General features: G+C 68.9%; 24 protein-coding genes. 10 read left to right on the top strand and 14 right to left on the bottom strand.

Annotation, left to right across the window (positions count from 1 at the left end; translation table 11 throughout):
• Positions 1–65 precede the first annotated feature (65 nt).
• Positions 66–758: a type 1 glutamine amidotransferase domain-containing protein gene (locus OHA68_RS37280; RefSeq protein ID WP_327104452.1), complete on the bottom strand. Its 693-nt coding sequence runs from the start codon at positions 756–758 to the stop codon at positions 66–68.
• A gap of 329 nt (positions 759–1,087) precedes the next feature.
• Between OHA68_RS37280 and OHA68_RS37275 the strand changes: the two genes are divergently transcribed.
• Positions 1,088–1,507, top strand: a complete 420-nt coding sequence (locus tag OHA68_RS37275) for a cupin domain-containing protein (RefSeq protein WP_327104451.1) — start codon at positions 1,088–1,090, stop codon at positions 1,505–1,507.
• 2 nt (positions 1,508–1,509) lie between these two features.
• On the opposite strand, the gene OHA68_RS37270 is transcribed toward OHA68_RS37275, so the two are convergent.
• On the bottom strand, positions 1,510–2,718 hold the full coding sequence (locus OHA68_RS37270) for an FAD-dependent oxidoreductase (protein WP_327104450.1): 1,209 nt from the start codon (positions 2,716–2,718) through the stop codon (positions 1,510–1,512).
• Positions 2,719–2,831: 113 nt separating this feature from the next.
• Between OHA68_RS37270 and OHA68_RS37265 the strand changes: the two genes are divergently transcribed.
• Positions 2,832–3,539, top strand: a complete 708-nt coding sequence (locus OHA68_RS37265) for a TetR/AcrR family transcriptional regulator C-terminal domain-containing protein (RefSeq protein WP_327104449.1) — start codon at positions 2,832–2,834, stop codon at positions 3,537–3,539.
• A 46-nt stretch (positions 3,540–3,585) separates the two neighbouring features.
• Here OHA68_RS37265 and OHA68_RS37260 read toward each other — a convergent pair whose 3' ends face one another.
• A complete protein-coding gene (locus OHA68_RS37260; RefSeq protein WP_327104448.1) occupies positions 3,586–4,143 on the bottom strand; it encodes a dienelactone hydrolase family protein in 558 nt (185 codons plus the stop codon).
• Between the two features lie 183 nt (positions 4,144–4,326).
• Between OHA68_RS37260 and OHA68_RS37255 the strand changes: the two genes are divergently transcribed.
• Both OHA68_RS37255 and OHA68_RS37250 read left to right on the top strand, forming a co-directional pair.
• Positions 4,327–4,662 (top strand): hypothetical protein, encoded by a 336-nt coding sequence (locus tag OHA68_RS37255; protein ID WP_327104447.1) that lies wholly within the window; start codon positions 4,327–4,329, stop codon positions 4,660–4,662.
• A 396-nt stretch (positions 4,663–5,058) separates the two neighbouring features.
• Positions 5,059–5,661, top strand: coding sequence for an AAA family ATPase (locus tag OHA68_RS37250; RefSeq protein ID WP_327104445.1), 603 nt, complete (start codon positions 5,059–5,061; stop codon positions 5,659–5,661).
• 27 nt (positions 5,662–5,688) lie between these two features.
• Here the strand turns inward: OHA68_RS37250 and OHA68_RS37245 are convergent, their stop codons facing one another.
• A complete protein-coding gene (locus OHA68_RS37245) occupies positions 5,689–6,456 on the bottom strand; it encodes a MerR family transcriptional regulator (protein ID WP_327104444.1) in 768 nt (255 codons plus the stop codon).
• A gap of 55 nt (positions 6,457–6,511) precedes the next feature.
• Here OHA68_RS37245 and OHA68_RS37240 point away from each other — a divergent pair, with 55 nt between their 5' ends.
• Both OHA68_RS37240 and OHA68_RS37235 read left to right on the top strand, forming a co-directional pair.
• On the top strand, positions 6,512–7,309 hold the full coding sequence (locus tag OHA68_RS37240; protein ID WP_327104443.1) for a MerR family transcriptional regulator: 798 nt from the start codon (positions 6,512–6,514) through the stop codon (positions 7,307–7,309).
• Between the two features lie 192 nt (positions 7,310–7,501).
• The gene (locus OHA68_RS37235; protein WP_327104442.1) at positions 7,502–7,756 is read left to right on the top strand and encodes a helix-turn-helix domain-containing protein; all 255 of its coding nucleotides are present in this window, start codon (positions 7,502–7,504) and stop codon (positions 7,754–7,756) included.
• A 54-nt stretch (positions 7,757–7,810) separates the two neighbouring features.
• On the opposite strand, the gene OHA68_RS37230 is transcribed toward OHA68_RS37235, so the two are convergent.
• The 3 genes from OHA68_RS37230 to OHA68_RS37220 all read right to left on the bottom strand — a co-directional run bounded on the left by OHA68_RS37230 (position 7,811) and on the right by OHA68_RS37220 (position 12,155).
• Positions 7,811–8,830 carry a tyrosine-type recombinase/integrase gene (locus OHA68_RS37230; RefSeq protein ID WP_327104441.1) on the bottom strand — a complete coding sequence of 340 codons (1,020 nt, stop codon included), beginning with the start codon at positions 8,828–8,830 and terminating at the stop codon, positions 7,811–7,813.
• 75 nt (positions 8,831–8,905) lie between these two features.
• Entirely contained in the window at positions 8,906–10,435 is a 1,530-nt protein-coding gene (locus OHA68_RS37225) for a helix-turn-helix domain-containing protein (protein ID WP_327104440.1), read from the bottom strand.
• A 16-nt stretch (positions 10,436–10,451) separates the two neighbouring features.
• Positions 10,452–12,155, bottom strand: coding sequence for an enoyl-CoA hydratase-related protein (locus OHA68_RS37220; protein WP_327104439.1), 1,704 nt, complete (start codon positions 12,153–12,155; stop codon positions 10,452–10,454).
• Positions 12,156–12,745: 590 nt separating this feature from the next.
• Here OHA68_RS37220 and OHA68_RS37215 point away from each other — a divergent pair.
• Entirely contained in the window at positions 12,746–13,777 is a 1,032-nt protein-coding gene (locus OHA68_RS37215; RefSeq protein ID WP_327104438.1) for an ArsR/SmtB family transcription factor, read from the top strand.
• A 15-nt stretch (positions 13,778–13,792) separates the two neighbouring features.
• On the opposite strand, the gene OHA68_RS37210 is transcribed toward OHA68_RS37215, so the two are convergent.
• From OHA68_RS37210 to OHA68_RS37200, 3 genes are all read right to left on the bottom strand, one after another.
• Entirely contained in the window at positions 13,793–14,215 is a 423-nt protein-coding gene (locus OHA68_RS37210; protein ID WP_327104437.1) for a hypothetical protein, read from the bottom strand.
• 489 nt (positions 14,216–14,704) lie between these two features.
• Complete coding sequence (locus OHA68_RS37205; protein WP_189140670.1) at positions 14,705–14,959, bottom strand: hypothetical protein; 255 nt, start codon at positions 14,957–14,959, stop codon at positions 14,705–14,707.
• 64 nt (positions 14,960–15,023) lie between these two features.
• A complete protein-coding gene (locus OHA68_RS37200) occupies positions 15,024–15,473 on the bottom strand; it encodes a ribosomal protein L7/L12 (protein ID WP_327104436.1) in 450 nt (149 codons plus the stop codon).
• A 533-nt stretch (positions 15,474–16,006) separates the two neighbouring features.
• On the opposite strand from OHA68_RS37200, the gene OHA68_RS37195 reads away from it, so the two are divergent.
• Entirely contained in the window at positions 16,007–16,276 is a 270-nt protein-coding gene (locus OHA68_RS37195; protein ID WP_327104435.1) for a hypothetical protein, read from the top strand.
• A gap of 164 nt (positions 16,277–16,440) precedes the next feature.
• Here the strand turns inward: OHA68_RS37195 and OHA68_RS37190 are convergent, their stop codons facing one another.
• From OHA68_RS37190 to OHA68_RS37175, 4 genes are all read right to left on the bottom strand, one after another.
• Entirely contained in the window at positions 16,441–17,163 is a 723-nt protein-coding gene (locus OHA68_RS37190; protein ID WP_327104434.1) for a VOC family protein, read from the bottom strand.
• Between the two features lie 125 nt (positions 17,164–17,288).
• Entirely contained in the window at positions 17,289–17,585 is a 297-nt protein-coding gene (locus OHA68_RS37185; protein ID WP_327104433.1) for a DUF952 domain-containing protein, read from the bottom strand.
• Positions 17,582–18,250 carry a GNAT family N-acetyltransferase gene (locus OHA68_RS37180; RefSeq protein WP_327104432.1) on the bottom strand — a complete coding sequence of 223 codons (669 nt, stop codon included), beginning with the start codon at positions 18,248–18,250 and terminating at the stop codon, positions 17,582–17,584. Before OHA68_RS37180 ends, OHA68_RS37185 begins: the two co-directional genes overlap by 4 nt.
• Complete coding sequence (locus OHA68_RS37175) at positions 18,247–18,570, bottom strand: DMT family transporter (RefSeq protein WP_327104431.1); 324 nt, start codon at positions 18,568–18,570, stop codon at positions 18,247–18,249. Before OHA68_RS37175 ends, OHA68_RS37180 begins: the two co-directional genes overlap by 4 nt.
• Before the next feature lie 111 nt (positions 18,571–18,681).
• Between OHA68_RS37175 and OHA68_RS37170 the strand changes: the two genes are divergently transcribed.
• Both OHA68_RS37170 and OHA68_RS37165 read left to right on the top strand, forming a co-directional pair.
• Positions 18,682–19,611, top strand: a complete 930-nt coding sequence (locus OHA68_RS37170; protein ID WP_327104430.1) for a radical SAM protein — start codon at positions 18,682–18,684, stop codon at positions 19,609–19,611.
• Between the two features lie 137 nt (positions 19,612–19,748).
• Entirely contained in the window at positions 19,749–20,792 is a 1,044-nt protein-coding gene (locus OHA68_RS37165; protein WP_189140677.1) for an NADH-quinone oxidoreductase subunit B family protein, read from the top strand.

Raw genomic sequence — 20,792 nt, 5'->3', positions numbered from 1 at the left:
GAATTCCGCTTTCTGATCTACAACGTAAAGGCGATCTCCCGGGGGCCGGCATGGGCGGGCCGTCGCTATGGCAGGGCCTTGAGCAGCCGCTCGGCCAGAACGGCAGCCGAGGCGGGGTTCTGCCCGGTGAACAGGTTGCGGTCCACCACCGTGTACGGCTTCCACGGCTCGCCTTTGGTGTAGTCGACACCCAGGGCGACGAGCTCGTCCTCCAGCAGCCAGCGCGCCCTGGAGGCGAGACCGACTCCTTCCTCCTCCTCGTTGGTGAAGGCGGTGACCCGATAGCCGGCGAAGGGCGACACTCCGCGGATCCTGGTCGCCAGCATCGCCGCGGGCGCGTGGCACACGATGGCCAGCGGCTTGCCCGAGGCGAGCGCCGCCGTCAGCAGCCGGCCCGCGTCGGCGTCGGCGCACAAGTCCTCCATCGGGCCATGACCACCCGGGCAGTAGACGGCGTCATAGTCCTCCAGGCGAGCCTCGGACAGTTGGATGGGCCGCCGCATCTCTTCGGCGGAACGGATGATCGCCTCCAGGTCCAGGGCGATCTGCGCGCTGCCGGCCATCTCCGGGCGCAGGCTCATCATGTCCACGGTCGGGACCACCGCGCCCGGCGTGGCGACCACGATCTGATGACCCGCTTCCGTGAGCGCCTTGTACGGGGCCGCGAACTCCTCGGCCCAGTAACCCGTGGCGTGCCGGGTGCCGTCCTTGAGCGTCCAGTACGCCGCCGCGGGCATCACGAAAAGCAACCTAGCCATGGACAACCGCCCCCCCGTCTCGATGTGACTGCGGCTGGCACAGGTCCTCAACCAGCCACGTTACGCCTGGCGCGGTCAGCGGCACCCCGGCGGTGCGGCAAGTGCCGTATAGGCAGAAGAGGGCATCACCTCGGCCGGGCGGTAGGGCCGGCGACCTCCAGCGGGGACGCCGCGCGAGAACGGACCGGCGGCGTTCGACGCGATAGCGGAGTTTTGTGCCCGGTTGACCTGATCCGGCAGCTTCCGCAGAGAGGGGAACTCCGCACGGGGGCATGGTGAAGGGTTGACAGGGAAATCGCGGAGGCTTCGCACGCCAGGAGGTCGCCAAGATGCGCATCCACCAAGCCGACCAGGATGTCTTCAGGTCGCTTCACCCGCAGGACATAGAGTGGCGGCCGTTTCCGGCGTTCCCGCCCGCGGCCCGCCTCGCCGTCATCGTGGGCGATCCACCAGGGCCCGGCCCGTACACCGTCCGGGTCAAGCTGCCCGACGGCGAGAAGCTGATGCCGCACCGCCACGAGGAGGACCGGGTCTACACGGTCATGTCCGGCGTCTTCTACATCGGACGTGGCGAGGAGTTCGACGAAGCGAAGCTGGAGGCGCACCCGCCGGGTGCCGTCGTCGTACTGCCGGGCGGAACCCCGCATTTCCACTGGGCGAAGTCTGGCGAGTACATCACGCAGGTGACGGCGATCGGACCCATCACCCTGGAGTACGTCGATCCCCGAGACGACCCGCGCCATAACTGAAGTCAGGGACCCGGCGGTGACCGCCGCGGCGCGCATTGTCGTGAACATGCCCCTCCTTGGTTATTTCTCACCTGGCTCTGGGGGACACCGTTGAGGAGGTCGAGGAGCCCGAACGGGGCGCGGTCGCCGAGGCAGAGGTCCAGCATGTCGTGGGCGTCGGCGTAGAAGGGCTCGCTGCGGGGGAACAGCGCCCTCTCGTAGGCGATGAGTGCCGCTTCGACGTCGCCGGGGTGCGCGGCGATCGCCTTGGCGAGTTCGGCGCCGTCGAACATCGCCAGGTTCGCGCCGTCGCCGGACGGCGGCATCAGGTGCGCGGCATCGCCGAGGAGCGTCACGCCGGGCACATGCTCCCATCGGTGACCGTCCGGGAGCGCATGGATCATGCGCGCGACCGGAGCCGCCTCCCCGTCGGTGATCAGCGCGGTGAGCTCCGGTGCCCACCCGTCGAACTCGGCCGCGACCCGAGCGGTCGCGGCGGCGGCATCGGTGAAGTCGATGCCGGCGATCCACTCGGCGGGCCGGTTCAGCTCGACGTACACGTGCAGGATGTTCCCCGCCTCGCGGTGCGCGATGATCCCCTTTCCCGGCGTCAGCGCGTACATCGCGCCGGCGCCGACCGCCTCGGCCGTCGCCGTGTGCCGCTCGTCGGCGTCGTGCAGGTAGGTGTCGATGAACGTCGTGCCGATGTACTCGGGCTTGGCGTCGGAGAGCAGCGGGCGGACCTTCGACCAGGCGCCGTCGGCGCCGACGAGGAGACCGCTGGTCACGGTCGAGCCGTCGGCGAAGGTCAGCTCGTGCCGGCCGTCGCCGAGGGGCCGGACACCGCTGACTCGGCGCCCCCACCGGACCGTCCGGCCGGGCAGGGAGTCGAGCAGGATCCGGCGCAGGTCGCCGCGGAGCACTTCGGGACGTCGCGCCGTGCCGTCGTCGGGGGTGTCGTGCAGCAGCTTGCCGTGCTGGTCGAGCACGCGCAGGGCCTCGGCGCCTTCGTGGATGATCGCGCGGAACTCGTCGGTGAGGCCGGCGTCGGCGAGCGCGCGCTGCCCGTCGTCCTCGTGGATGTCGAGCTGGCCGCCCTGCGTGCGGGACTGTGGCGAGGGGTCGGCCTCGTAGACCGTTGCCGGGATGCCGTGGACGTGTAGGACCCGGGCGAGGGTCAGGCCGCCGAGGCCGGCGCCGACGATGGCGATCGGGTAGTGGCTGGTGTTCATGGGCTTCCTCGTTCCCGTGCGGGGGAGCGCCGGGCAGCTGCCCGGGACACTATTTGGACCGACGTTCCATAAGGAGTATGGAACGCGGTTCCAGAGTGTGTCAAAATGGGGGCATGCCACGGACACGAGGAAGAGCACCCGATGGGAAATGGCGTGCCGACGCCCTGTCGCGAGAGATCATCGTCGGCGCGGCCATCGCGCTGCTGGACGAGCTCGGCGAGCGGGGACTCACCTTCCGGCTGCTGGCCAAACAGCTGAACACCGGCCCCGGGGCGCTGTACTGGCACGTGACGAACAAGGACGAGCTCGTCGCCCTGGCCGCCGACGAGGTGCTCGGCCACGCCTTCACCGCGGCCCCGCCCCCCGGGGAAGGCGCCGGCGCCGGGCTGCGCGCGCTCGCCATCGCCGTCTTCGACGCCCTCGATCAGCACCCGTGGGCGGCCTCGCACGTCAACGCGCCGCCCACCCTGGCGAACGCGCTGCGCCTGCTCGACCGCATCGGCACCCTCGTCGCACGCACCGGGCTGCCCGCCGAACGGCATTTCGCGGTCTCCACCGCGATCTCGTACTACATCACCGGCGTCAGCGCCCAGATCATCGCCCCCCGCGCCACCGCCGTCGCGGCCACCGGCCGCGACGCCTTCCTCGCCCAGACCGCCGAACACTGGGAGAAACTCGACCCCGCCGACTACCCCTTCCTCACCCGCACCACCACGGACCTACGCGACCACGACGACCGCGACCAATTCACCACCGGCCTCGACCTGCTCCTGGACGGCCTGAACACAACCGCGAGCCCGCGATCGAAGTCACCGGGGTGAGAAAGGCATCACGGTCGGCGCGACCGACCTCGCGGCACATGGCTCCTCAGCGGGTGCCGAGGAACGCCAGCGTACGCGCAAGCAACAGGGTCGTGGCCTTGGCGTCGTAGGAAGGCAGCGAGCTGTCGGCGAACAGGTGCTCATCGCCGGGATACAGGTGCAGTTCGGCGTCGGAAGCCTGGTCGACGAGCGCGTGGGCGGCGTCCGCGTCACCCTCGTCGAGGAAGACGCGGTCCGCTTCCATGGCGTGGACCCGGACCGGAACCTGTGCCGGCCATGGCCCGAAGAAGGAGCTCGGCACGCAGGCGTGGACGAATACGGCACCACGCGCGCCCGGCCGGGTCTGAGCGAGTTGCTGCGCCGGAAGCACGCCGAGGGAGAACCCGAGGTAGACCGGCGCCGCCGCCCGAGCGCCGCGGTCCAGGAACCCATCGACGCCGATCTGCTCGAAGTACGCCAACCCCGCATCGAGGGTGTCGAAGGTACGGCCGTCGTACAGGTCAGGTGTGTGCACGTCGTGCCCGTGGCCACGGAGATCCTCGGCAAAAGCGATCACACCCGGGGTGAGGCCGAGAGAGTGATGGAACAGCAGCACGTCGGCCATGGCAAGCCTCCAGCAAGTCGCCGGACAGAGATGATCCATAACCCTGACCCGCCGCCGGCCGCGCCTGCCGAGAGGTCTCGGACGGCCGGTACGGATCGCGTACAGGCGCCTATGAGGGCGGGCGGGTGCGGGGTCCGCTGTGCGCAGGTGAGAACATCGATCATGAGTACGCCTCTGACTTCTATGAGCGAGCGCGAGTACTTCGCCACCATCAGACGCCGACCAGGGATGTACGTCCTCGGCGGTCGGCTGGCGGGCCTGGAGGCATTCCTCGAAGGTTACGACCAGCACGCCAGGCGACACGGCGGCCCCGGCCTGCAGGGGTGGACGGAATGGCTCATCGGCCGTCGCGGCAAGACCTGCAATCACCACTGGTCAGGACAGGTGCGTCATATCGCCCTGGGCACCTGGGACCGCTGGGAGTTGTCCACCGAGCAGGAAGAACTCGTCATCGACACCCTGTTCAATCTCCTCGACGAGTACCTCGCCGAACGCGGCGGACTTCCTTCGCCGAGCTGATCTCCTCGTCGGCGGCGGCAGGACCGAGCGGTCACCGATCGCCGTCGACGACTATGCCGGTGCTGTCGCTTATGGTGGTGACATGGGTTGCTGTGCCGCTATGAACATCCGCGCCGCCGCTTAGCGGCGGTATCGCGGTCGCCGTGAACCGCGGCCTCATCGCCTGCCCCGCTAGGGTCAGTGCCGGGGCGTACCGCCGGATCAGTGTCCCGCCCGGCAGCCCGATCACGTGTCACGCTGTGCTGCCGGATCGTCCTGCGTGATCCGGGGAGCACATCCATGTCGCAGCGGTTCCATCCAACACACCACGATCCTCTTTCTCGTACGTCCGAGGCATTCCTCGCCGTCACCGACGAGCCGGCCACAGCCACCGCGAGAGCGAAGCCGGACCATGACGTGCAGGCCGAACCCGCCAAGCTTCTCCTGATGGTCGGGCTCCCCGGCGCCGGAAAGACCACCCGGGCCGAAGAACTCGCCGCGGCGCACCGCGCGCTGCAACTGACCCCGGACGAGTGGATGATCTCCTTGTTCGACGGGTCGCAGCCCGACGGCAAGCGCGACCTTCTGGAAGGACGGCTCATCGCCCTGGCCCTGCAAGCGCTGCGACTGGGCACCAACGTGGTGCTCGACTTCGGGCTCTGGAGCCGCGACGAACGGTCGGCACTGCGCTGGCTGGCGACATCGGCCGGGGCAGCCTGCCACGTCATCTACCTGCCCATCGACAAGGACGCCCAACGCGCCCGGATCGCTCACCGTCAGGCGACCGCACCGCACACGACATTTCCGATGAGCGAGGCGGACATCGACGCATGGCGCAAGCGGTTCCAGGCACCAGATGCCGCCGAACTCGGCGGCGGCGACATCCCCGGCCCGCCGCCGGGGTGGCTGGGCTGGCCGGAGTGGGCCGGGGACCGATGGCCCTCCCTTACACACGGCCGGCAGACCGTCGAGCAGCCGGTCCACGACGCCAGCGATCCGCCACCCGATCAACCGCATTAATCTACAATGTAAAGGCCATCACTGGTCTCAAAAATCACCGACCACCCGAAAACCATTGGCAACGATGGCCGAACGCACATACCGGGCCAGGCCGGGGGCGTGAGCGTCGTGGGTGGCGGTGAAACGTGGGTCGGACACGTACAGCTCGCCCAGGCACCGGTGATGTTCGTGGTCGCAGGTGTAGAACCAGCGACTGATGTGGAGCCGGTGCCGTTCAGCCAGGTCCATCGCCTCCACGCCGTCGGGCGGCAGACCCCCCTTGAGCGCCGCGACCAGCGCTTCGGTGAGGGCGGCGGCCTCGGCCGTGAGCTCTGCCCAGTCCGCCTTCGTGTAGGAGGCGACGCGGCGGCGGCTCTGCGTGTACGCCTCCGTGCCGCCCCAGCGGCGTTCGACCTCGGCCTCGTGGTCCTCGGGCCGGAAGCCGCCGAACAGCTCCACGCGCTCCTGCGGGGTCAGGGCGATGCCGAGGGAACGCGCCTGCATCGCCCGCTCGACGGCGGCGATGACCTCACGAAGGCGTTCGGACTTGCGAGTGAGGAGTTCGTGCTGGCGGCGTAGCTGGGTCAGCTCGTCCACGTGAGGGTCGTCGAGGATGACGGCGATCTCGTCGAGAGGGAAGCCGAGCTCCCGGTAGAGGAGGATCTGCTGCAGCCGGATGAGGTCGCCGTCGGTGTAGCGGCGGTAGCCGGCGCCGGTGCGCTCACCGGGGGTGAGCAGGCCGATCTCGTCATAGTGGTGCAGGGTGCGCACGGTGATCCCGGCGAGACCGGACACCTGGCCGACAGACAGACTCATGCCTCCAGGATGGGGCCTCACGTGACGTCAGGCGCAACCGGCCATGCTGGTGGGTGTGAGAGATGATCTGCTGCCGATCGGGCAGTTCGCCCGGCTGGCCCGGTTGAGTGTGAAGCAGTTGCGGCACTACGGCGAGCTGGGGTTGCTGGAGCCGGCGTATGTGGATCCCGATTCGGGATACCGCTACTACCGGGCGTCGCAGGCGAGGGTGGCGCTGTCGATCGGGTTGCTGCGCTCGCTCGACGTGCCGCTGGCGGTGATCGGTGAGGTGCTGTCGGGCGCGTTGGGAGCTCTGGACGAGGTACGGGATTCGCTGCAGGAGGAGCTTGCCCGGCGCAGTCGTACGTTGGCGTCGCTGGAGCGGGTGATGACGCACGGGTTGCCGGCGGCGAACGTGCGGGTGGTGAGTGAGCCCGCTCGGCGGGTGGCGGTGGTGCGGGAGGTGGCGGACGGGCCGCAGGACATCGGGCGGGTGACGTCCGCCGCGGTCGCGCGACTGGTGGGCGGGCCGGCCTCGCGGGCACCTGATGCGCCGGTTCGCCTGGTGGGGCTGTTTCCGATGGACCTGGGAGAGGTGGTGAAGGTCGAGGTGGCGTACGTGCTGGAGGGCGTGGAGGCGTTGACGGGTGGGGCGCGTGCGGAGGTGTTGCCGGGCGGCCGGTTCGCGACCGCCACTCATGTGGGGCCGTACGACCAGATCGGGTTGACGGTGCATGCGGTGCTGGCGTGGTGCGCGGAGCGGCGGCTGCGGATCGGCGGGCCGATCCGGGAGGTGTACGTGTCCGATCCGGCGGTGACGCCGGCTGATGAGCTGGTCACCGAGGTGATGGTGTGTCTGGAGGAGGAGCAGTGAATCCTGAGTTGGTGACGTGCGGTCCGGTGACGTGCGTGAACGTGTCGGGGATGGGGGAGCCGGGGGGTGCGAAGCATCTGGCCGCGGGGGCGCGTCGGTGCGCGCCCCCGGGGGGTCGGGGGAGCGGGGGCCGTCGTCAATGGCGGCGATAACTATAACGGTATTGTTATCGGGGTGTGTAGAATCGGACGCATGGTGCGACCCCCGCTGACCCCGCAAGAACGCCTCCGCGGCGAAGAACTCGGCCGGCTGCTGCGTCAGGCCAGAGGCGAGCGCAGCATCATCGAGGTCGCCGCCGCCGCCGGCATGTCCGCCGAAACCCTCCGCAAGATCGAGACAGGCCGGATCGCGACACCGGCCTTCTTCACCATCGCCGCCTTGGCCGTCGTGCTCGACGTGCCCCTCGACCGGCTCGCCGTGGGCGCCGCCCCCGCCGTCCCCACCTGACCCCGGCCAGCGCCCCAGGCAGCACCCCAGGTAGCACCTCGGGCAGCGCCCCCGTCAGTCGGACCGCTTCGGCTCACGCAGCAGCGGATGCGCCCGCATCGCCACCTCCAGCTCACCCGGCAACTCGTCCCGGTAGCGCCCCAGCGTCGACAGATCGCTGTGCCCCAGCACCCGCCGCACCGCGTCCATGTCGACGGCATCGGCCAGCAGATGCGTCGCCGTCGTATGCCGCAGCCCGTGCGGCGTCACCGACCGCCGCCGCTCCGGATCGACCTCACGCAGCACCCGGTCGATCACCGCCTGCACGTCCCCGCGCGCCAGCCTGCGCCCCCGCCACGACAGCAGCAGCGCCTTGTCCTGCGTCGCGGGCCTGCCCCGCTGCAGATAGGCCTCCAGCACCGCCGCCACGTCACGGGGGAGCGGCACATCACGAGTCCGGCCGCCCTTGCCGAAGATCCGCCAGTAACGCACGCCGTCATTGGTGTAGAAATCCTCGACATTGGCCCGGACCAGCTCCGACACCCGAGGCCCCAGCGCCGCCAGCAACAACACCACCAGCGCGTCACGCAGCTCCGTGCGCTGATCACGCCGCCGCTCCGGCCGCCGCGGCTCCTCACCCAAGGTCCGGGCCGCGCCGATGAGCCCCTGCGCCTGCTCACGGGTGAGCGCCCGCCGCTCGGCACGCAGCCCCCCGCGCTCCTTGGCGGTCACGGTGGCCAGCGCCATCGGGTTGATCTGCACCCACCCGGCCAACGTCGCATGCTTGAACAACGCCGAGATCGACCGGCGGAAACGCGCCTGGGACGACGCCGACTGCCGCGAGCCGGCGTCCGTGGTCCGGCGGCCGTCCGGTTTGCGGGCGAACGCGAGCAGGATCGCGTCGACGTCCTCGCCGGTCAGGTCGTCCAGCACCGTCCGCTCCCCGGCCAGCGCCACGAGCGTCGCCACGTCCCGCGCGTAGACCTCGGCCGTCGCCGGGGACAGCGCCCCCGTCAGGGTCTTGGCCCGCACCAGCTCCACATAGCGATCAGCCGCCTCCACCACCGTCAGCCGGTCGAGCTCCGCAGGCCGCACCGTCCCCCCTCACCCTCATGGAGATCCCCATGGAGATCCACGAAGAGACGGTAGCGGCCCGCACCGACAGAATCCTCAGATGTCGCGGAAGGTCTCGATCCGCGCGCCCAGCGCGTTCAGCCGCTCCGCCAGATCCTCGTAACCGCGGTTGATCACGTACACGTTGCGCAGCACCGAGGTGCCCTCGGCGGCCATCATGGCCAGCAGCACCACCACGGCGGGCCGCAGCGCCGGCGGGCACATCATCTCCGCCGAGCGCCACCGGGTCGGGCCTTCGACCAGCACCCGGTGCGGGTCCAGCAGCTTCACCGAGGCGCCGAGCCGGGTCAGCTCGGTCAGGTAGATGGCGCGGTTGTCGTACACCCAGTCGTGGATGAGCGTGGAGCCCTGCGCCGCGGCGGCGATCGCCGCGAAGAACGGCACGTTGTCGATGTTGAGGCCGGGGAACGGCATGGGGTGGATCTTGTCGATGGGGGAGGTGAGCTTCGACGGCCGGACGGTCAGGTCGACCAGGCGGGTGCGGCCGTTGGCGGCCGGGTATTCGGCGCTGCGGTCGTGGTCGAGGCCCATCTCCTCCAGCACGGCCAGCTCGATCTCCAGGAACTCGATCGGCACCCGGCAGATCGTCAGCTCCGAGGAGGTGACGACGGCGGCGGCCAGCAGGCTCATCGCCTCGACCGGGTCCTCGGAGGGGGAGTAGTCGACGTCGCGTTCGATGGACGGCACGCCGTGGACGGTGAGGGTGGTGGTGCCGATGCCGTCCACGCGCACACCGAGCTGCTCCAGGAAGAAGCACAGGTCCTGGACCATGTAGTTGGAGGAGGCGTTGCGGATCACCGTCACGCCGTCGTGGCGGGCGGCGGCCAGCAGGGCGTTCTCCGTCACGGTGTCGCCGCGTTCGGTGAGCACGATGGGCCGCGTGGGGGATACCTCGTGGTCGACGCGCGCGTGGTAGAAGCCGCCGGTGGCGGTGATGTCCAGGCCGAAGTGCTTCAAGGCCGACATGTGCGGCTGGACGGTGCGGGTGCCGAGGTCGCAGCCACCGGCGTACGGGATCCGGAACTGTTCGGTGCGGTGCATGAGCGGTCCGAGGAACATGATGACGCTGCGGGTGCGGCGGGCCGCCTCGGTGTCCATCGCCTCCAGGTCCAGCCGGGCGGTGGGCACGATCTCCAGGTCGCTGCCCTCGTTGATCCAGCGTGCCCGTACGCCGATGGAGGCGAGCACTTCGAGGATCCGGTAGACCTCCTCGATGCGGGCGACCTTGCGCAGGATCGTCCGCCCGGAGTTGAGGAGGGACGCGCACAGCAGGGCCACGCAGGCGTTCTTCGACGTCTTGACGTCGATGCTGCCTGACAGGCGGCGGCCGCCCACCACCCGCAGGTGCATCGGTCCCGCGTAGCCCAGGGAGACGATCTCGCTGTCGAGCGCTTCGCCGATCCGGGCGATCATCTCAAGACTGATGTTCTGGTTGCCGCGCTCGATCCGGTTGACCGCGCTCTGGCTCGTTGCCAGGGCGTCGGCCAGCTGGAGCTGCGTCCATCCTCGATGCTGGCGCGCATCTCGGATGAGCCGGCCGATTCGCACAAGATAGTCATCTGCCACAAGACGACAACCTATCTCACATATGAGATGGTCTCGCGTTCGACGCGTTCGACGCGCCGGACAACTCCCGATGAACCGCCAGATGCTCCGGCGTGGCCTCCGCCTTCCGCTTCAGCACGAACCCCTCCCGCGCCGCCCGGAACCCGCACCGGTCGTCGAACATGTCCCGGCTCATCTCCGCCAGCTCCTCCACCCGATAGGCGTCCAGTGGCTTACGCCGCTCATCCACCTCCCGCGCCGCCCGCTTCGCCGCCAGCAACCGCTCATAGTTCGGATCCACCGCCAGCCTCTCGGCATACTCCAGAACGGTCCGCTCGAACTCCGGCCGCGTCCCCGCCACCACCTTGTCCGCCAGTCCGACCTCGACGGCGTCCACCGCACCGATCGGCAACGCCTCCTGCGTCAACCGCGCCGCCCGCTCCGCACCCACCCGCCGCGGCAGCGCGTACGTCCACAACTCGCTGCCGAACAGCCCCATCGTCCGGTAATGCGGATTCAGCACCACCCCGGCCCGCATGATCACCCGATCGCCGCCCAGCCCCATCATCACCCCGCCCGCACCGGCGTTCCCGCCCACCGACACCACCACCAGCTGCCCGGTACACCACAGCACCTCACGGCACACCTGATTGATCGCGTTGATGTTCATCCACGCCTCCATCTCCGGATGACGGGCCGCCTCGATCACGTTCAGATGGATCCCGTTGGAGAACGTCTCACCGCCACGCACCACCAGCACCCGCGTGTCCTGCGCCACCGCGTACCGCAACGCCGCCGCGAGCCGCCGGCACTGATCGGTCGACATCGCCCCGTTGTAGAAGTCGAAACTCACCACCCCGACCCCTTCGCTGCGGTCATAGGTGATCTCGCTGTACCCCGCCGCCTCCTCGACACCGGCGACCAGATCGCCGAGCACGGCCGCGGCCGGCAGCTTCACCGCCCCCGGCTCGTCCAGCCGCAGATGGCCGACCCACACCGTGCCGTCACCGGTGCACACGAGCACCGCGCCCTCACGCCGCCCCACCACCGCACCCGGCTCCCCGGCCACCGCCGGCCCCCGGTACACGTCGAACACCCGCACCGCCAGCCCGCACAGCGTGGCCCGGCCGCCCGGCGCCCCGTCGGCCGCCCGCACCCGCCGCAGCACCGTCTCCGTCGGCGCCGCCCAGGACACGTCCCGATCGGCGTGCCGCATCGCCGGCCGCAGCCGCCCCACCACCTCGGGGCGGCGCGGGTCCAGCGGCGTGGGCATGAACGCCGGGTCCGCCGCCTTGGCCGCCACCTCCAGCACCAGCTCCACCGCGGCTTCTGCCACCGGCCCGTTGTACAGCGCCGACTTACGCGGCGGCTCCGCCGGCATCGGGAACATCCGGTAGCCCCAGATCGGGCCGGCGTCCATCTCCTCCACCGCCTGCAGCGCGGTCACGCCCCATTCGGGTTCGGCGTCGGCGATGGCCCAGTCCAGCGACGACGGGCCCCGGTCGCCGGGCGGCCCCGGGTGGATGATGATCGTGCGCTGCGTCTGCCACAGCCGCGCCGGCACCTTCTCCTTCAGGAACGGGCAGATGACCAGATCCGGCTTGGCCAGCTCGGCGGCCTCGAGCATCACCCGCTCCGACAGCGCCAGCTCCACGCTGACGTCGTGACCGGCCCGGCGTAGCTCCAGCCAGGCGCGCTGGGTCAGGCCGTTGAACGAGGAGCAGAGAAGCAGGATACGCAAGGGGAGATTCCTTCTGAGGGGATCGGCCAGGGGACGGGGGGTGGTCAGACGGCGCGGGGCCGCCGCGGGGGAGCCCACCGGCCCCAGCGGTTTACGGCAGCCCCATATGACCCGTTCATCCGTCGATGCTGACATGGCCGAGCAAGCCCTGCTGACATATCACGACAAAAAGCCGCCCGTGTTGACCCCATTAGTCCACTTTTGTCGGGTATTTCCTCGCGAAGTGTGGTGAATCTCCGCATCTCACCCCACCCCACCGCACAGCCGAAAACCACCACACTCCGTACGACCCCACCTCGCGAACGGTCACCATCCCGACCCGTCCACGCCAACCTGAACCGACGAAGACCCGGCCGCGCCGATCCGGCCCAGGGGAGTGCCCGGACGGGCCGCACAAGCCTGGGTACGTGAAACCGCCGCACGACAGCCGGGCCGCGCCGGCCTCTGGCGCACGAACCAGTGACATCAGGGTTTCGGCGCACTCAGAGGCAGGACATCATCGTCATCGCATGCTTCCGGCGCCGCCGAGTCATCGCCCACCCCGACACGCGTCGCAGTGACGTCTCCCAGCAACGGGAAGGTCAGCAAACATGTCGACACAGCGCCCCAAAGGCACCCTGAAAATCGTCTTCACCACGGAAGATCTCGCACTGACCCGGATCGCGAACCGGGCCGATCTCATGTGGGAGATGATGGGCAGCCTCCACCGCCTGCAAATCCGTGACGGCGGCGCGACCATGGACTCATGGCGACGCCAGGCCCACCTCCGGCTGACGGAAACCGGCCTGCTCCCATCCGTGCGCGCGCTCCTGCTGCCACTCGCACCGCGCGGCCCGTATTTCCCCGACTTCCTGACCCCCATCGAAGCCCAGCTATCCGACGAGAACGCGATCCAGGCGCTTCTGGACACCCCGCGTGCCCGTATCCAGCACGAACTCGACCTCCTGCGCCACAGCACGGGCTTGGCCTCCGCCGACCTGGAGGACCTCGCACGAGGTAACCCGCAGACCATCGCAAGACTCGGCAACCTGGCCGCCGCCTACTGCGACACCATTCTCACCCCACGACGCCCCGCGATCGACCGCATTTTGGCCCAGGAGCGCGCCATCCTGCTGCGTCACCTCAGCATGGACGGCATCGAACAGACGCTCGCCCACCTGAAGCCCACGATCCGCTGGCGCCCTCCCACCCTCGAAGTGGACTATCCGCCCGGGCTGGACCGGGAAATCCACCTCCGGGGACGAGGGCTGACGTTGATCCCGACCTACTTCTGCCGAGCCAACCCCGTCGCCCTCGTCGACCACCGATTACCTCCCGTGCTGGCCTATCCCGCTCCCCACCGGCGCCCCCCGGACACCGGCGCCACAGACGCCCTGGCAGCACTGCTGGGGCGAACCCGAGCCGAGATCCTGCACCGCATCGCCCTGACCCCCGGCGGCTGCAGCACCACCGAGCTGGCTCGCCGGACAGGGGTCTCGCAGGCCACGGCGAGCGAGCACGCCCAGGTGCTCCGCCAGGCCAAGCTGATCACCAGCGTCCGGCAGGCCAACCTGATGCTCCACCATCCGACCCGGCTCGGCAACGAGCTCCTCACCGAGGCGCGAAACGCGCGCAGCGGGTAATCCCTTGAGATTGAGTTACCCGTTGGGGTTTTGTATGTACACGATTTCGTCGGTTTCGATTTTGTGCCAGCCTGGCCCCCAATTGTAGTAACCGTCGTCTCGCCCGCCCCACAGCCGGCTGTCGATGTAAACTCTCCTGGTCAGCCCCGGACCTACGTGGACACCGTCGACGTCCCCCCACCCCTGGGTGTTCTGCCCACCGTAGAGGTAGCGGATGTTCCCGTTGATGTTCCCCCAGTCCATGGTGACGGAAATGGTGTCCGGGCTGTAGTTGTAGACGAGACCGCACATGGTGCCGATACAGCCTCCCAGGGGCGTCACCGGGTCGGCGCTCTCGCTCGCAAGGGCATCCGAGCCCCTGCCCGGGTCGGTCGCGGCGGCAGAGGCCGGAGCCCCGGACGCGAGTAACGCAAGGGCCGTGAGGAGAATCGCGCCCATGGACGTATACGCTCTGGTCTTACCTGACATGAATACCCCCGTGTTCACTTTTTGGGTGATTGATCCCCATCGTAGGTAGTCATGAGAAGCCCGGTCAGGGTCATTCGGTTACGGCCGAATGACCCTGGTCAACTCCTGATATGCCTGCGAACCGGACCAAAAGCCCGCCGAGATTCTCGGGAGACGCTTCGGCCATGAACGGTTCGTGCAGTCGTGACGCCGCCGCCGCAGATAACGCCGCGAGCGGTGGCCGGTCGTCCTGCAGCGCACGTGAGACTCGAGACCCGATGCGCGCCGCCGGAAGCGGGCCGCAGGGGAGGGCGGGGTCGGTGAGGCCAGCACTCGCAACGGATACCGAGCGGGTTGATCTGAGGGACGGCCACGGCGTGGTCGGGTCGGCTGACGACAGGTCAGCGCCAGACAAGTGGCTATACCAGACAGAATCCAGCTTCTGTCTGGTATAGCCACTTTCGGGGTGTTTTGGTGGAGTTAGAGGCGGTTGACGAAGCGGGTGGCTGCGCGGTGGCTCATGCCGGTCTCGCCGCGTACGAGGAAGACGGCTTCCTGGATCTGACCCATCGCCTTCATCTCACGCGCCTGATCGACCAGGCCGGGGTTGGGGGTGAGGCTGTTGCGGGGGCTGCGGGTCATTCGCACGGCCAGGAGGATCAGGAGGATGATCACCGCCGTGACGACGACGGTGAGGGCGACGAGACCGCCGGTGGAGATCGCCAGGCTGGGCATGACCCGATCGTATCGCCGTTTCGGCGGGCTGATCAGAGGCGTTCTCGCCAATGAGACCGCGCGGTCACAGGCTGTCGACGAAGAGAGTGGCGCTGGGCTCGTCCATGCCGGTCTCGCTGCGTACCAGGAGGACGGCCTGCTCGGCGCGGCCCGCCTCCTTGAGCGCGCGCACCCGGGAGGCGAGGTCGGCCTGCGGCCGGGCGGGCCGCCGGGCGATGGCGGGCGGGTAGTGGATGGGGTAGCCGGCGGCGAGTCCGTCGACGGCTTCCTTGGCCTGCTTGAGGCTGAGGTCGGTGTGCTCGCGCAGGAGTTTGATCGCCTGGATCTTCTTGTCCTGCCTGATCAGGTCGTGCAGGGCGCCGTCGAGCTCCTGGGCTGACGGCCGGGGCGCGGGCATCGCCGGGCGCCGGTCCGTCGTGTCGCCGCGCCGGCGGTTGAGGGCGATGACGCCGGCGCCGATGGCGACGATCAGGACGGTGGCGATGATCAGCAGCTCGGTCACCGAGAGTCCCATGGGCCGGATCGTAGCGCGCCGAGTTGGACTGTTGGGTGCTTCTTGAAGCGTGCCTTTGGGGTGGTTCGGGCGCATCTGAGGTTGCTTGATAATGAACATTATGTCAAGTAGCCGGTTCTGGAGGGGGTGGGGGCTCCCCTGGGGTGGTGTGGCTCGCGTGTCGGCCCGGCGCACCGATGCCGGTCAGATATGCCCGTTTGGGCCGAGCCGGATATGGATCCTGTGAGATGCGTTACCTCACGGTGCGTGAGCGCTCCGATGAGATCCGCTGTTTCGCGCGTGGCGGTGACCGTTTCGTGTGAGAGTTGGTGACTTCCGTGTCGGAGGTGTCAGGGCTGGTCACTGTGGGTACGGTCTGTGCCGTTTGAGATCTTGGGTGGGGTTCTGGGGGCCACTCCCCTGGTTCGCGGGATTGCGCCGCCGGATGCGCCGCGTGCTTGACAGCACCTCTGACTTGTCGTTGATTCGCTGTCTTTGGCGCGGTGTGGCGTTTAGGGTGGTCTTCTGCTATCGCGCCGCGAGAGGAGCAGCACGTGGGAAACGAGTCTGTGTTATGTACGGTGTGCCAGGGGGTTCTCCCCGCATCGGGCCGTGAGGCGTACACGTCACTGCGTGGGCGGTTGATCGTGACGAATGGCTACTGCGCGGGTGGCTGCGCCGAACGGCGTGGCGAGCGGGCCCGGTTGGCTCAGCAGTCGCAGCAGCAGGAAGAGCAGCAGCAGGTGCGTCCGGTCGCGCCGGTGCCGCCGGCCGGTCCGGTGCGCGGGCAGCAGATTCCGGTGGCTCCCGGGATGTCGCGCTGAGGTGCCGCCGCCGGGTGGGGCGGTGGTGCTGAGGTGTTGTCGGCGGCCGTGGGCCGCCAGTGGTTGCGGGTCTGTACGACCAGACCGTCACGGTTGATGCGGGCGAAGACGCCGTCTGCGGTGGTGACGGGCTGGTCGTTTTCTTGTGCCGGGGGCCTTCGGGGTCAGCGGGGGGTCAGCACGCAGAACTCGTTGCCGTCGGGGTCGGCCATCGGCACCCCGTGGGTGTCGTGCCGGTCGATGTCGAGGCGGGTGGCGCCGAGGGAGATGAGGCGCTCGACCTCGGCTTGCTGGTCGCCGTGTGCGGGTGGGGCGAGGTCGAAGTGGAGCCGGTTCTTTCCGGTCTTGAGCTCGACGGGCGGGCCGCCCCAGGTGACCTTGGGGCCGCCGTGCGGTGAGCGGATGGCGGTCTCCTCGTCCTGGTCCCAGACGAGTGGCCAGTCGAGTGCTCGGCTCCAGAAGTAGCCGACCTGCTGGGTGCCGTCGCCGGAGAGTGCTCCGATGAGGCCGCAGTCGGCGAGGAACTTGTTGTCGGGTCCGACGATGCAGAACTCGTTGCCTTCGGGGTCGGCGAGGACGATGTGGTCTTCTTCGGGGAGTTGGCCGACGTCGAGGTGCTGGGCGCCGAGTTCGAGTGCTCTGGCCACCTTGTGCTGCTGGTCTTCCAGGGAGGTGCTGGTCAGGTCGAAGTGGACCCGGTTGGGCCCGGTTCTCTTCGCGTGGGTGGGGAGCCATCGGATGTGAAATCCGGTGTCGTCGTCGGGCAGGGTGGTGATGCCGTCGTGGGGGTCGTCGGACAGTTCCCAGCCGAGGAATTCTGCCCAGAAGCGCGCGAGGCGGGGTGGGTCGTTCGCGTCGAAGCAGAGGGCGAAGAGGTGCGACGTCATGGCGCATCTCCAATCTGTTGGCTGACGGGCGCGGCCGGGCGGGTTCTGCCCGGCGCCTGACGGGCGCCACGCTAGACCGCCGCGTGACGGCGGCGCCAACGAATTTCGCCCGTGGCGGGTGGGGGTCAGCGGGTGTAGGGGCGGGTGGCGGTGACGGCGGTGACGGGCAGGGGGCCGTACAGGTGGGGGAAGCCGTTCTCGGTGCGGATGTCGAGGCCGGTGGGGTCGATGTCGAGGATGAGCAGGGGTTCGGTGAGGTGGCTGTAGAAGGTGGTGTGGACGCCGTGGAGTTGGTCGAGGTCGCGGCTGCAGTGGATGAAGCCTTCTTGGTCGAGGGTGCGGCCGAGGGTGGAGATGCGGTACTCCCCCGTGTGCTGGGCGTGGGTCCAGTCGGTGGGGAGTGCCAGGTGGTGGATGGTCATGGCGTCCATTCGGTGGCGAGCATGGCGTAGATCATTTCTGAGGACCATTCGCCTTTGACGTGTCCGTTGTCGATGAGGTGGGCTTCGCGGCGCATGCCGAGTTTTTCCAGGACGCGGGCGGAGGCGGTGTTGCGGGCGTCGAGGCGGCCGACGATGCGGTGCAGGCCGAGGTGGTCGAAGCCGAGGCGGAGCATTTCGCGGGCGGCTTCGGGGGCGTAGCCGTGGCCGTGGTGGGTGGGGTTGAGGATGTAGCCGATCTCGCCTTGGCGGTGTTCTTGGCTGGTCCAGATGAGCAGGCAGTTGCCGATGAGGTCGCCGGTGTCGCGCTGGGTGATGGCGAGGTCGATGGCGTCGCCTTCGTTGAGGAGGGCGGTGCGGGAGATCTTCTTGTCGAGGAAGGTGCGGGTGGTGTCGAGGTCGCGGGGTCCCCAGTAGAGGTGGCGGGTGACGTCGGGGCGGGATTCGTAGGCGTGCAGGGGGTGGAGGTCGTGGGGGGTGAAGGGGCGCAGGAGGAGGCGGTCGGTGGTGATCGGGTAGTCAGGTTTGAGCACCGGCGCAGTGTAGAGGGGCGGCTGGGTGGGGCGCGAGGCGTTTTCGCGGGCGGCGGTGAGCAGGGTGTGCGGGTGGTGGGCGTGGCGTCGGCGGCTGCGTTCTTGGGTGGTCATGGGGTGGCGGCGAGGTTGAGGACGACGACGCCGCCGATGATGAGGAGGATGCCGCCGATTTTGAGTGGGGTGAGGCTTTCGCCCATGAAGGCGGCGCCGATGAGGGCGATGAGGGCGGTGCCGGCGCCGGCCCAGACGGCGTAGGCGGTGCCCATGTCGAGCTGCAGTTTGAGTGCCTGGGCGAGCAGGATGAAGGAGGTGATGTAGCCGAGGGCGGTGAGGGTGGTCCAGCCGAGGTGGGTGAAGCCGTCGCTGAGTTTGAGTGCGGTGGTGGCGGTGACTTCGCTGGCGATGGCGAGGGCGAGCAGGAGCCAGGGCATGGGGCCCTCTCTGGGATGGTGGTGCGGGCGTGCCAGTTTAGGGTGGGCGGGTTGAAAAGGGAGTCGAATGCGTGTTCCACTGGGCGGGTGGGCTGGGATGCGTTACCTCTGGTGGACGCCGTCGATGAGCGGCCGCTGATCGAGCGGCGGGCCGTGGTGCGTGACGGGTTCTATGAGACGCAGGTCCGCACGGTGATCGAGCGGGTGCCGGGGTCCGCGGGCATCGCGCAGCGGTGGGCGGTGTCCCCCTACCGTGGTTGCGCCCATGCTTGCCGCGGCTGCGGTGCCCGCGGCGGGCATCGCCGGTTGGGGCTGGACACGGGGGTGGATTTCGACACGCGGGTCGTGGTGAAGGCGAACGCGGTGGAGCGGCTGGGTGTCGAGTTGGGCCGGTGGGGTGGTGAGGCGCTGGCGGTGGGGGTGAGTGGTGACTGTTATCAGGAGGCGGAGCGTACGTACCGGTTGATGCCGGGGATCGTGGGGGCGCTGGCGGGGGCGGCGGTGCCGTTCACGGTGTATACGAGGAGTCCGCTGGTGTTGCGGGACGCGGCGTTGCTGGCGCGGGCGGGTGCGCAGGTGGCGGTGTCGATCGCGTTCGTGGACGAGCGGATCCGGCGGGCGGTGGAGCCGGGTGCGGTGGGTGCGCAGGCGCGGCTGGAGTTGGTGGCGTCGCTGGTGGAGGCGGGGGTGGAGTGCCGGGTGCTGATGGCTCCGGTGTTGCCGTTGCTGAGTGATGGGGCGGATCAGCTGGAGGCGACGGTGCGGCGGATCGCGGCGGCGGGTGCGGTGGCGGTGGAGCCGGTGGTGTTGCGGTTGCCGGTGGGGACGCGGGCGTGGTTCGTGGAGTGGCTGGGGCGGGCGCGTCCGGAGCTGGTGGGGCGTTATGAGGAGCTGTATGACGGGGCGGGGTTCCCCTCCCCCGATTATGAGCGGCGGATCTTGGGGCAGATCGGGCAGTTGGGCCGGCGGTACGGGGTGCCGGTGGGGTCGGTGGTGGCGCGGGTGCGGGAGCCTCGGTTTCCGCAGTTGACTGTGGTGTGACGCGGGGAGGTTGCATCCCTTGCTCCGGCGTGTGTCCTGACTGGTGTGGTTTGTGGGGCCTCGTGCTGAGGTAGAGCACTACTCAGAGTCACGTTCCGGACGCCGTGGGTGTCCGGGCGGGGTGAGGGGGTGGTGGCATGAGCGCGGTCACGCCGCAGGCGGGGGTCGACGAGGTTCACATTCTGTGGACGTCGGAGGGCATGAGCTGTGACGGGGACACGGTGTCGGTCACGGCCGCGGGGCTGCCGAGCATCGAGGAGGTGCTGCTCGGGCTGGTGCCGGGGTTGCCGAAGGTGCATCTGCACAACAAGGTGCTGGCGCCGGAGGTGGGCGCGGAGTTCATGGCGGCCTTCCATCGGGCGGCGGAGGGTGAGCTGGGGCCGTACATCTTCGTGGTGGAGGGGTCGATCCCGAACGAGCACATCAACGGCGAGGGGTTCTGGACGTCGATGGGCAATGATCCGGTGACGGGTCAGCCGATCACGGTGAACGAGTGGATCGACAGGCTGGCGCCGGGTGCGTGGGCGGTGGTGGCGATCGGCACGTGTGCGGCGTACGGCGGTATTCATGCGATGGCGGGTAATCCGACGGGGAGCATGGGGCTGGCGGATTATCTGGGGGAGGGGTTCCGGTCGGCGGGTGGGTTGCCGATCGTGAACGTGCCGGGGTGCCCGGTGCAGCCGGACAATTTCATGGAGACGCTGACCTGGTTGCTGTATCAGGTGGCGGGGCTGGCGCCGATGATTCCGCTGGATCGGCAGTTGCGGCCGACGTGGTTGTTCGGCAAGACGGTGCACGAGGGGTGTGACCGGGCGGGTTATTACGAGCAGGGGGATTTCGCGCGGGATTACAACTCGCCGAAGTGCCAGGTGCGGATCGGCTGCTGGGGGCCGGTGGTGAACTGCAATGTCACCAAGCGCGGCTGGATGGACGGTATCGGTGGGTGCCCGAATGTGGGCGGGATCTGTATCGGCTGCACGATGCCTGGTTTTCCGGACAAGTTCATGCCGTTCATGGATGAGCCGCCGGGCGGGTCTTTGTCGGCGGGGATGGCGTCGATGTACGGGGGGTTGGTGCGCAGTCTTCGGGCGATCACCAACAAGTCGGCCAACAAGGAGCCGAAGTGGCGGCACAACGGCCGGCGATTGACGAGCGGCTACGATCCCCGCTGGCGGGGCTAG

The sequence above is a fragment of the Nonomuraea glycinis genome (assembly GCF_035920485.1).
Classification (GTDB): domain Bacteria; phylum Actinomycetota; class Actinomycetes; order Streptosporangiales; family Streptosporangiaceae; genus Nonomuraea; species Nonomuraea glycinis.
Note: the sequence above shows the minus strand (reverse complement) of the source record. Positions and strands in the feature narration are given on the sequence as shown.

Coding starts and splice junctions, on each gene's coding strand:
- OHA68_RS37210 (WP_327104437.1), bottom strand. CDS start 14,215: ATGGGCGCGATTCTCCTCACGGCCCTTGCGTTACTCGCGTCCGGGGCT.
- OHA68_RS37215 (WP_327104438.1), top strand. CDS start 12,746: ATGTCGACACAGCGCCCCAAAGGCACCCTGAAAATCGTCTTCACCACG.
- OHA68_RS37270 (WP_327104450.1), bottom strand. CDS start 2,718: ATGAACACCAGCCACTACCCGATCGCCATCGTCGGCGCCGGCCTCGGC.
- OHA68_RS37165 (WP_189140677.1), top strand. CDS start 19,749: ATGAGCGCGGTCACGCCGCAGGCGGGGGTCGACGAGGTTCACATTCTG.
- OHA68_RS37180 (WP_327104432.1), bottom strand. CDS start 18,250: ATGACCACCCAAGAACGCAGCCGCCGACGCCACGCCCACCACCCGCAC.
- OHA68_RS37200 (WP_327104436.1), bottom strand. CDS start 15,473: ATGGGACTCTCGGTGACCGAGCTGCTGATCATCGCCACCGTCCTGATC.
- OHA68_RS37260 (WP_327104448.1), bottom strand. CDS start 4,143: ATGGCCGACGTGCTGCTGTTCCATCACTCTCTCGGCCTCACCCCGGGT.
- OHA68_RS37245 (WP_327104444.1), bottom strand. CDS start 6,456: ATGAGTCTGTCTGTCGGCCAGGTGTCCGGTCTCGCCGGGATCACCGTG.
- OHA68_RS37205 (WP_189140670.1), bottom strand. CDS start 14,959: ATGCCCAGCCTGGCGATCTCCACCGGCGGTCTCGTCGCCCTCACCGTC.
- OHA68_RS37265 (WP_327104449.1), top strand. CDS start 2,832: ATGCCACGGACACGAGGAAGAGCACCCGATGGGAAATGGCGTGCCGAC.
- OHA68_RS37190 (WP_327104434.1), bottom strand. CDS start 17,163: ATGACGTCGCACCTCTTCGCCCTCTGCTTCGACGCGAACGACCCACCC.
- OHA68_RS37280 (WP_327104452.1), bottom strand. CDS start 758: ATGGCTAGGTTGCTTTTCGTGATGCCCGCGGCGGCGTACTGGACGCTC.
- OHA68_RS37275 (WP_327104451.1), top strand. CDS start 1,088: ATGCGCATCCACCAAGCCGACCAGGATGTCTTCAGGTCGCTTCACCCG.
- OHA68_RS37235 (WP_327104442.1), top strand. CDS start 7,502: ATGGTGCGACCCCCGCTGACCCCGCAAGAACGCCTCCGCGGCGAAGAA.
- OHA68_RS37175 (WP_327104431.1), bottom strand. CDS start 18,570: ATGCCCTGGCTCCTGCTCGCCCTCGCCATCGCCAGCGAAGTCACCGCC.
- OHA68_RS37185 (WP_327104433.1), bottom strand. CDS start 17,585: ATGACCATCCACCACCTGGCACTCCCCACCGACTGGACCCACGCCCAG.
- OHA68_RS37255 (WP_327104447.1), top strand. CDS start 4,327: ATGAGCGAGCGCGAGTACTTCGCCACCATCAGACGCCGACCAGGGATG.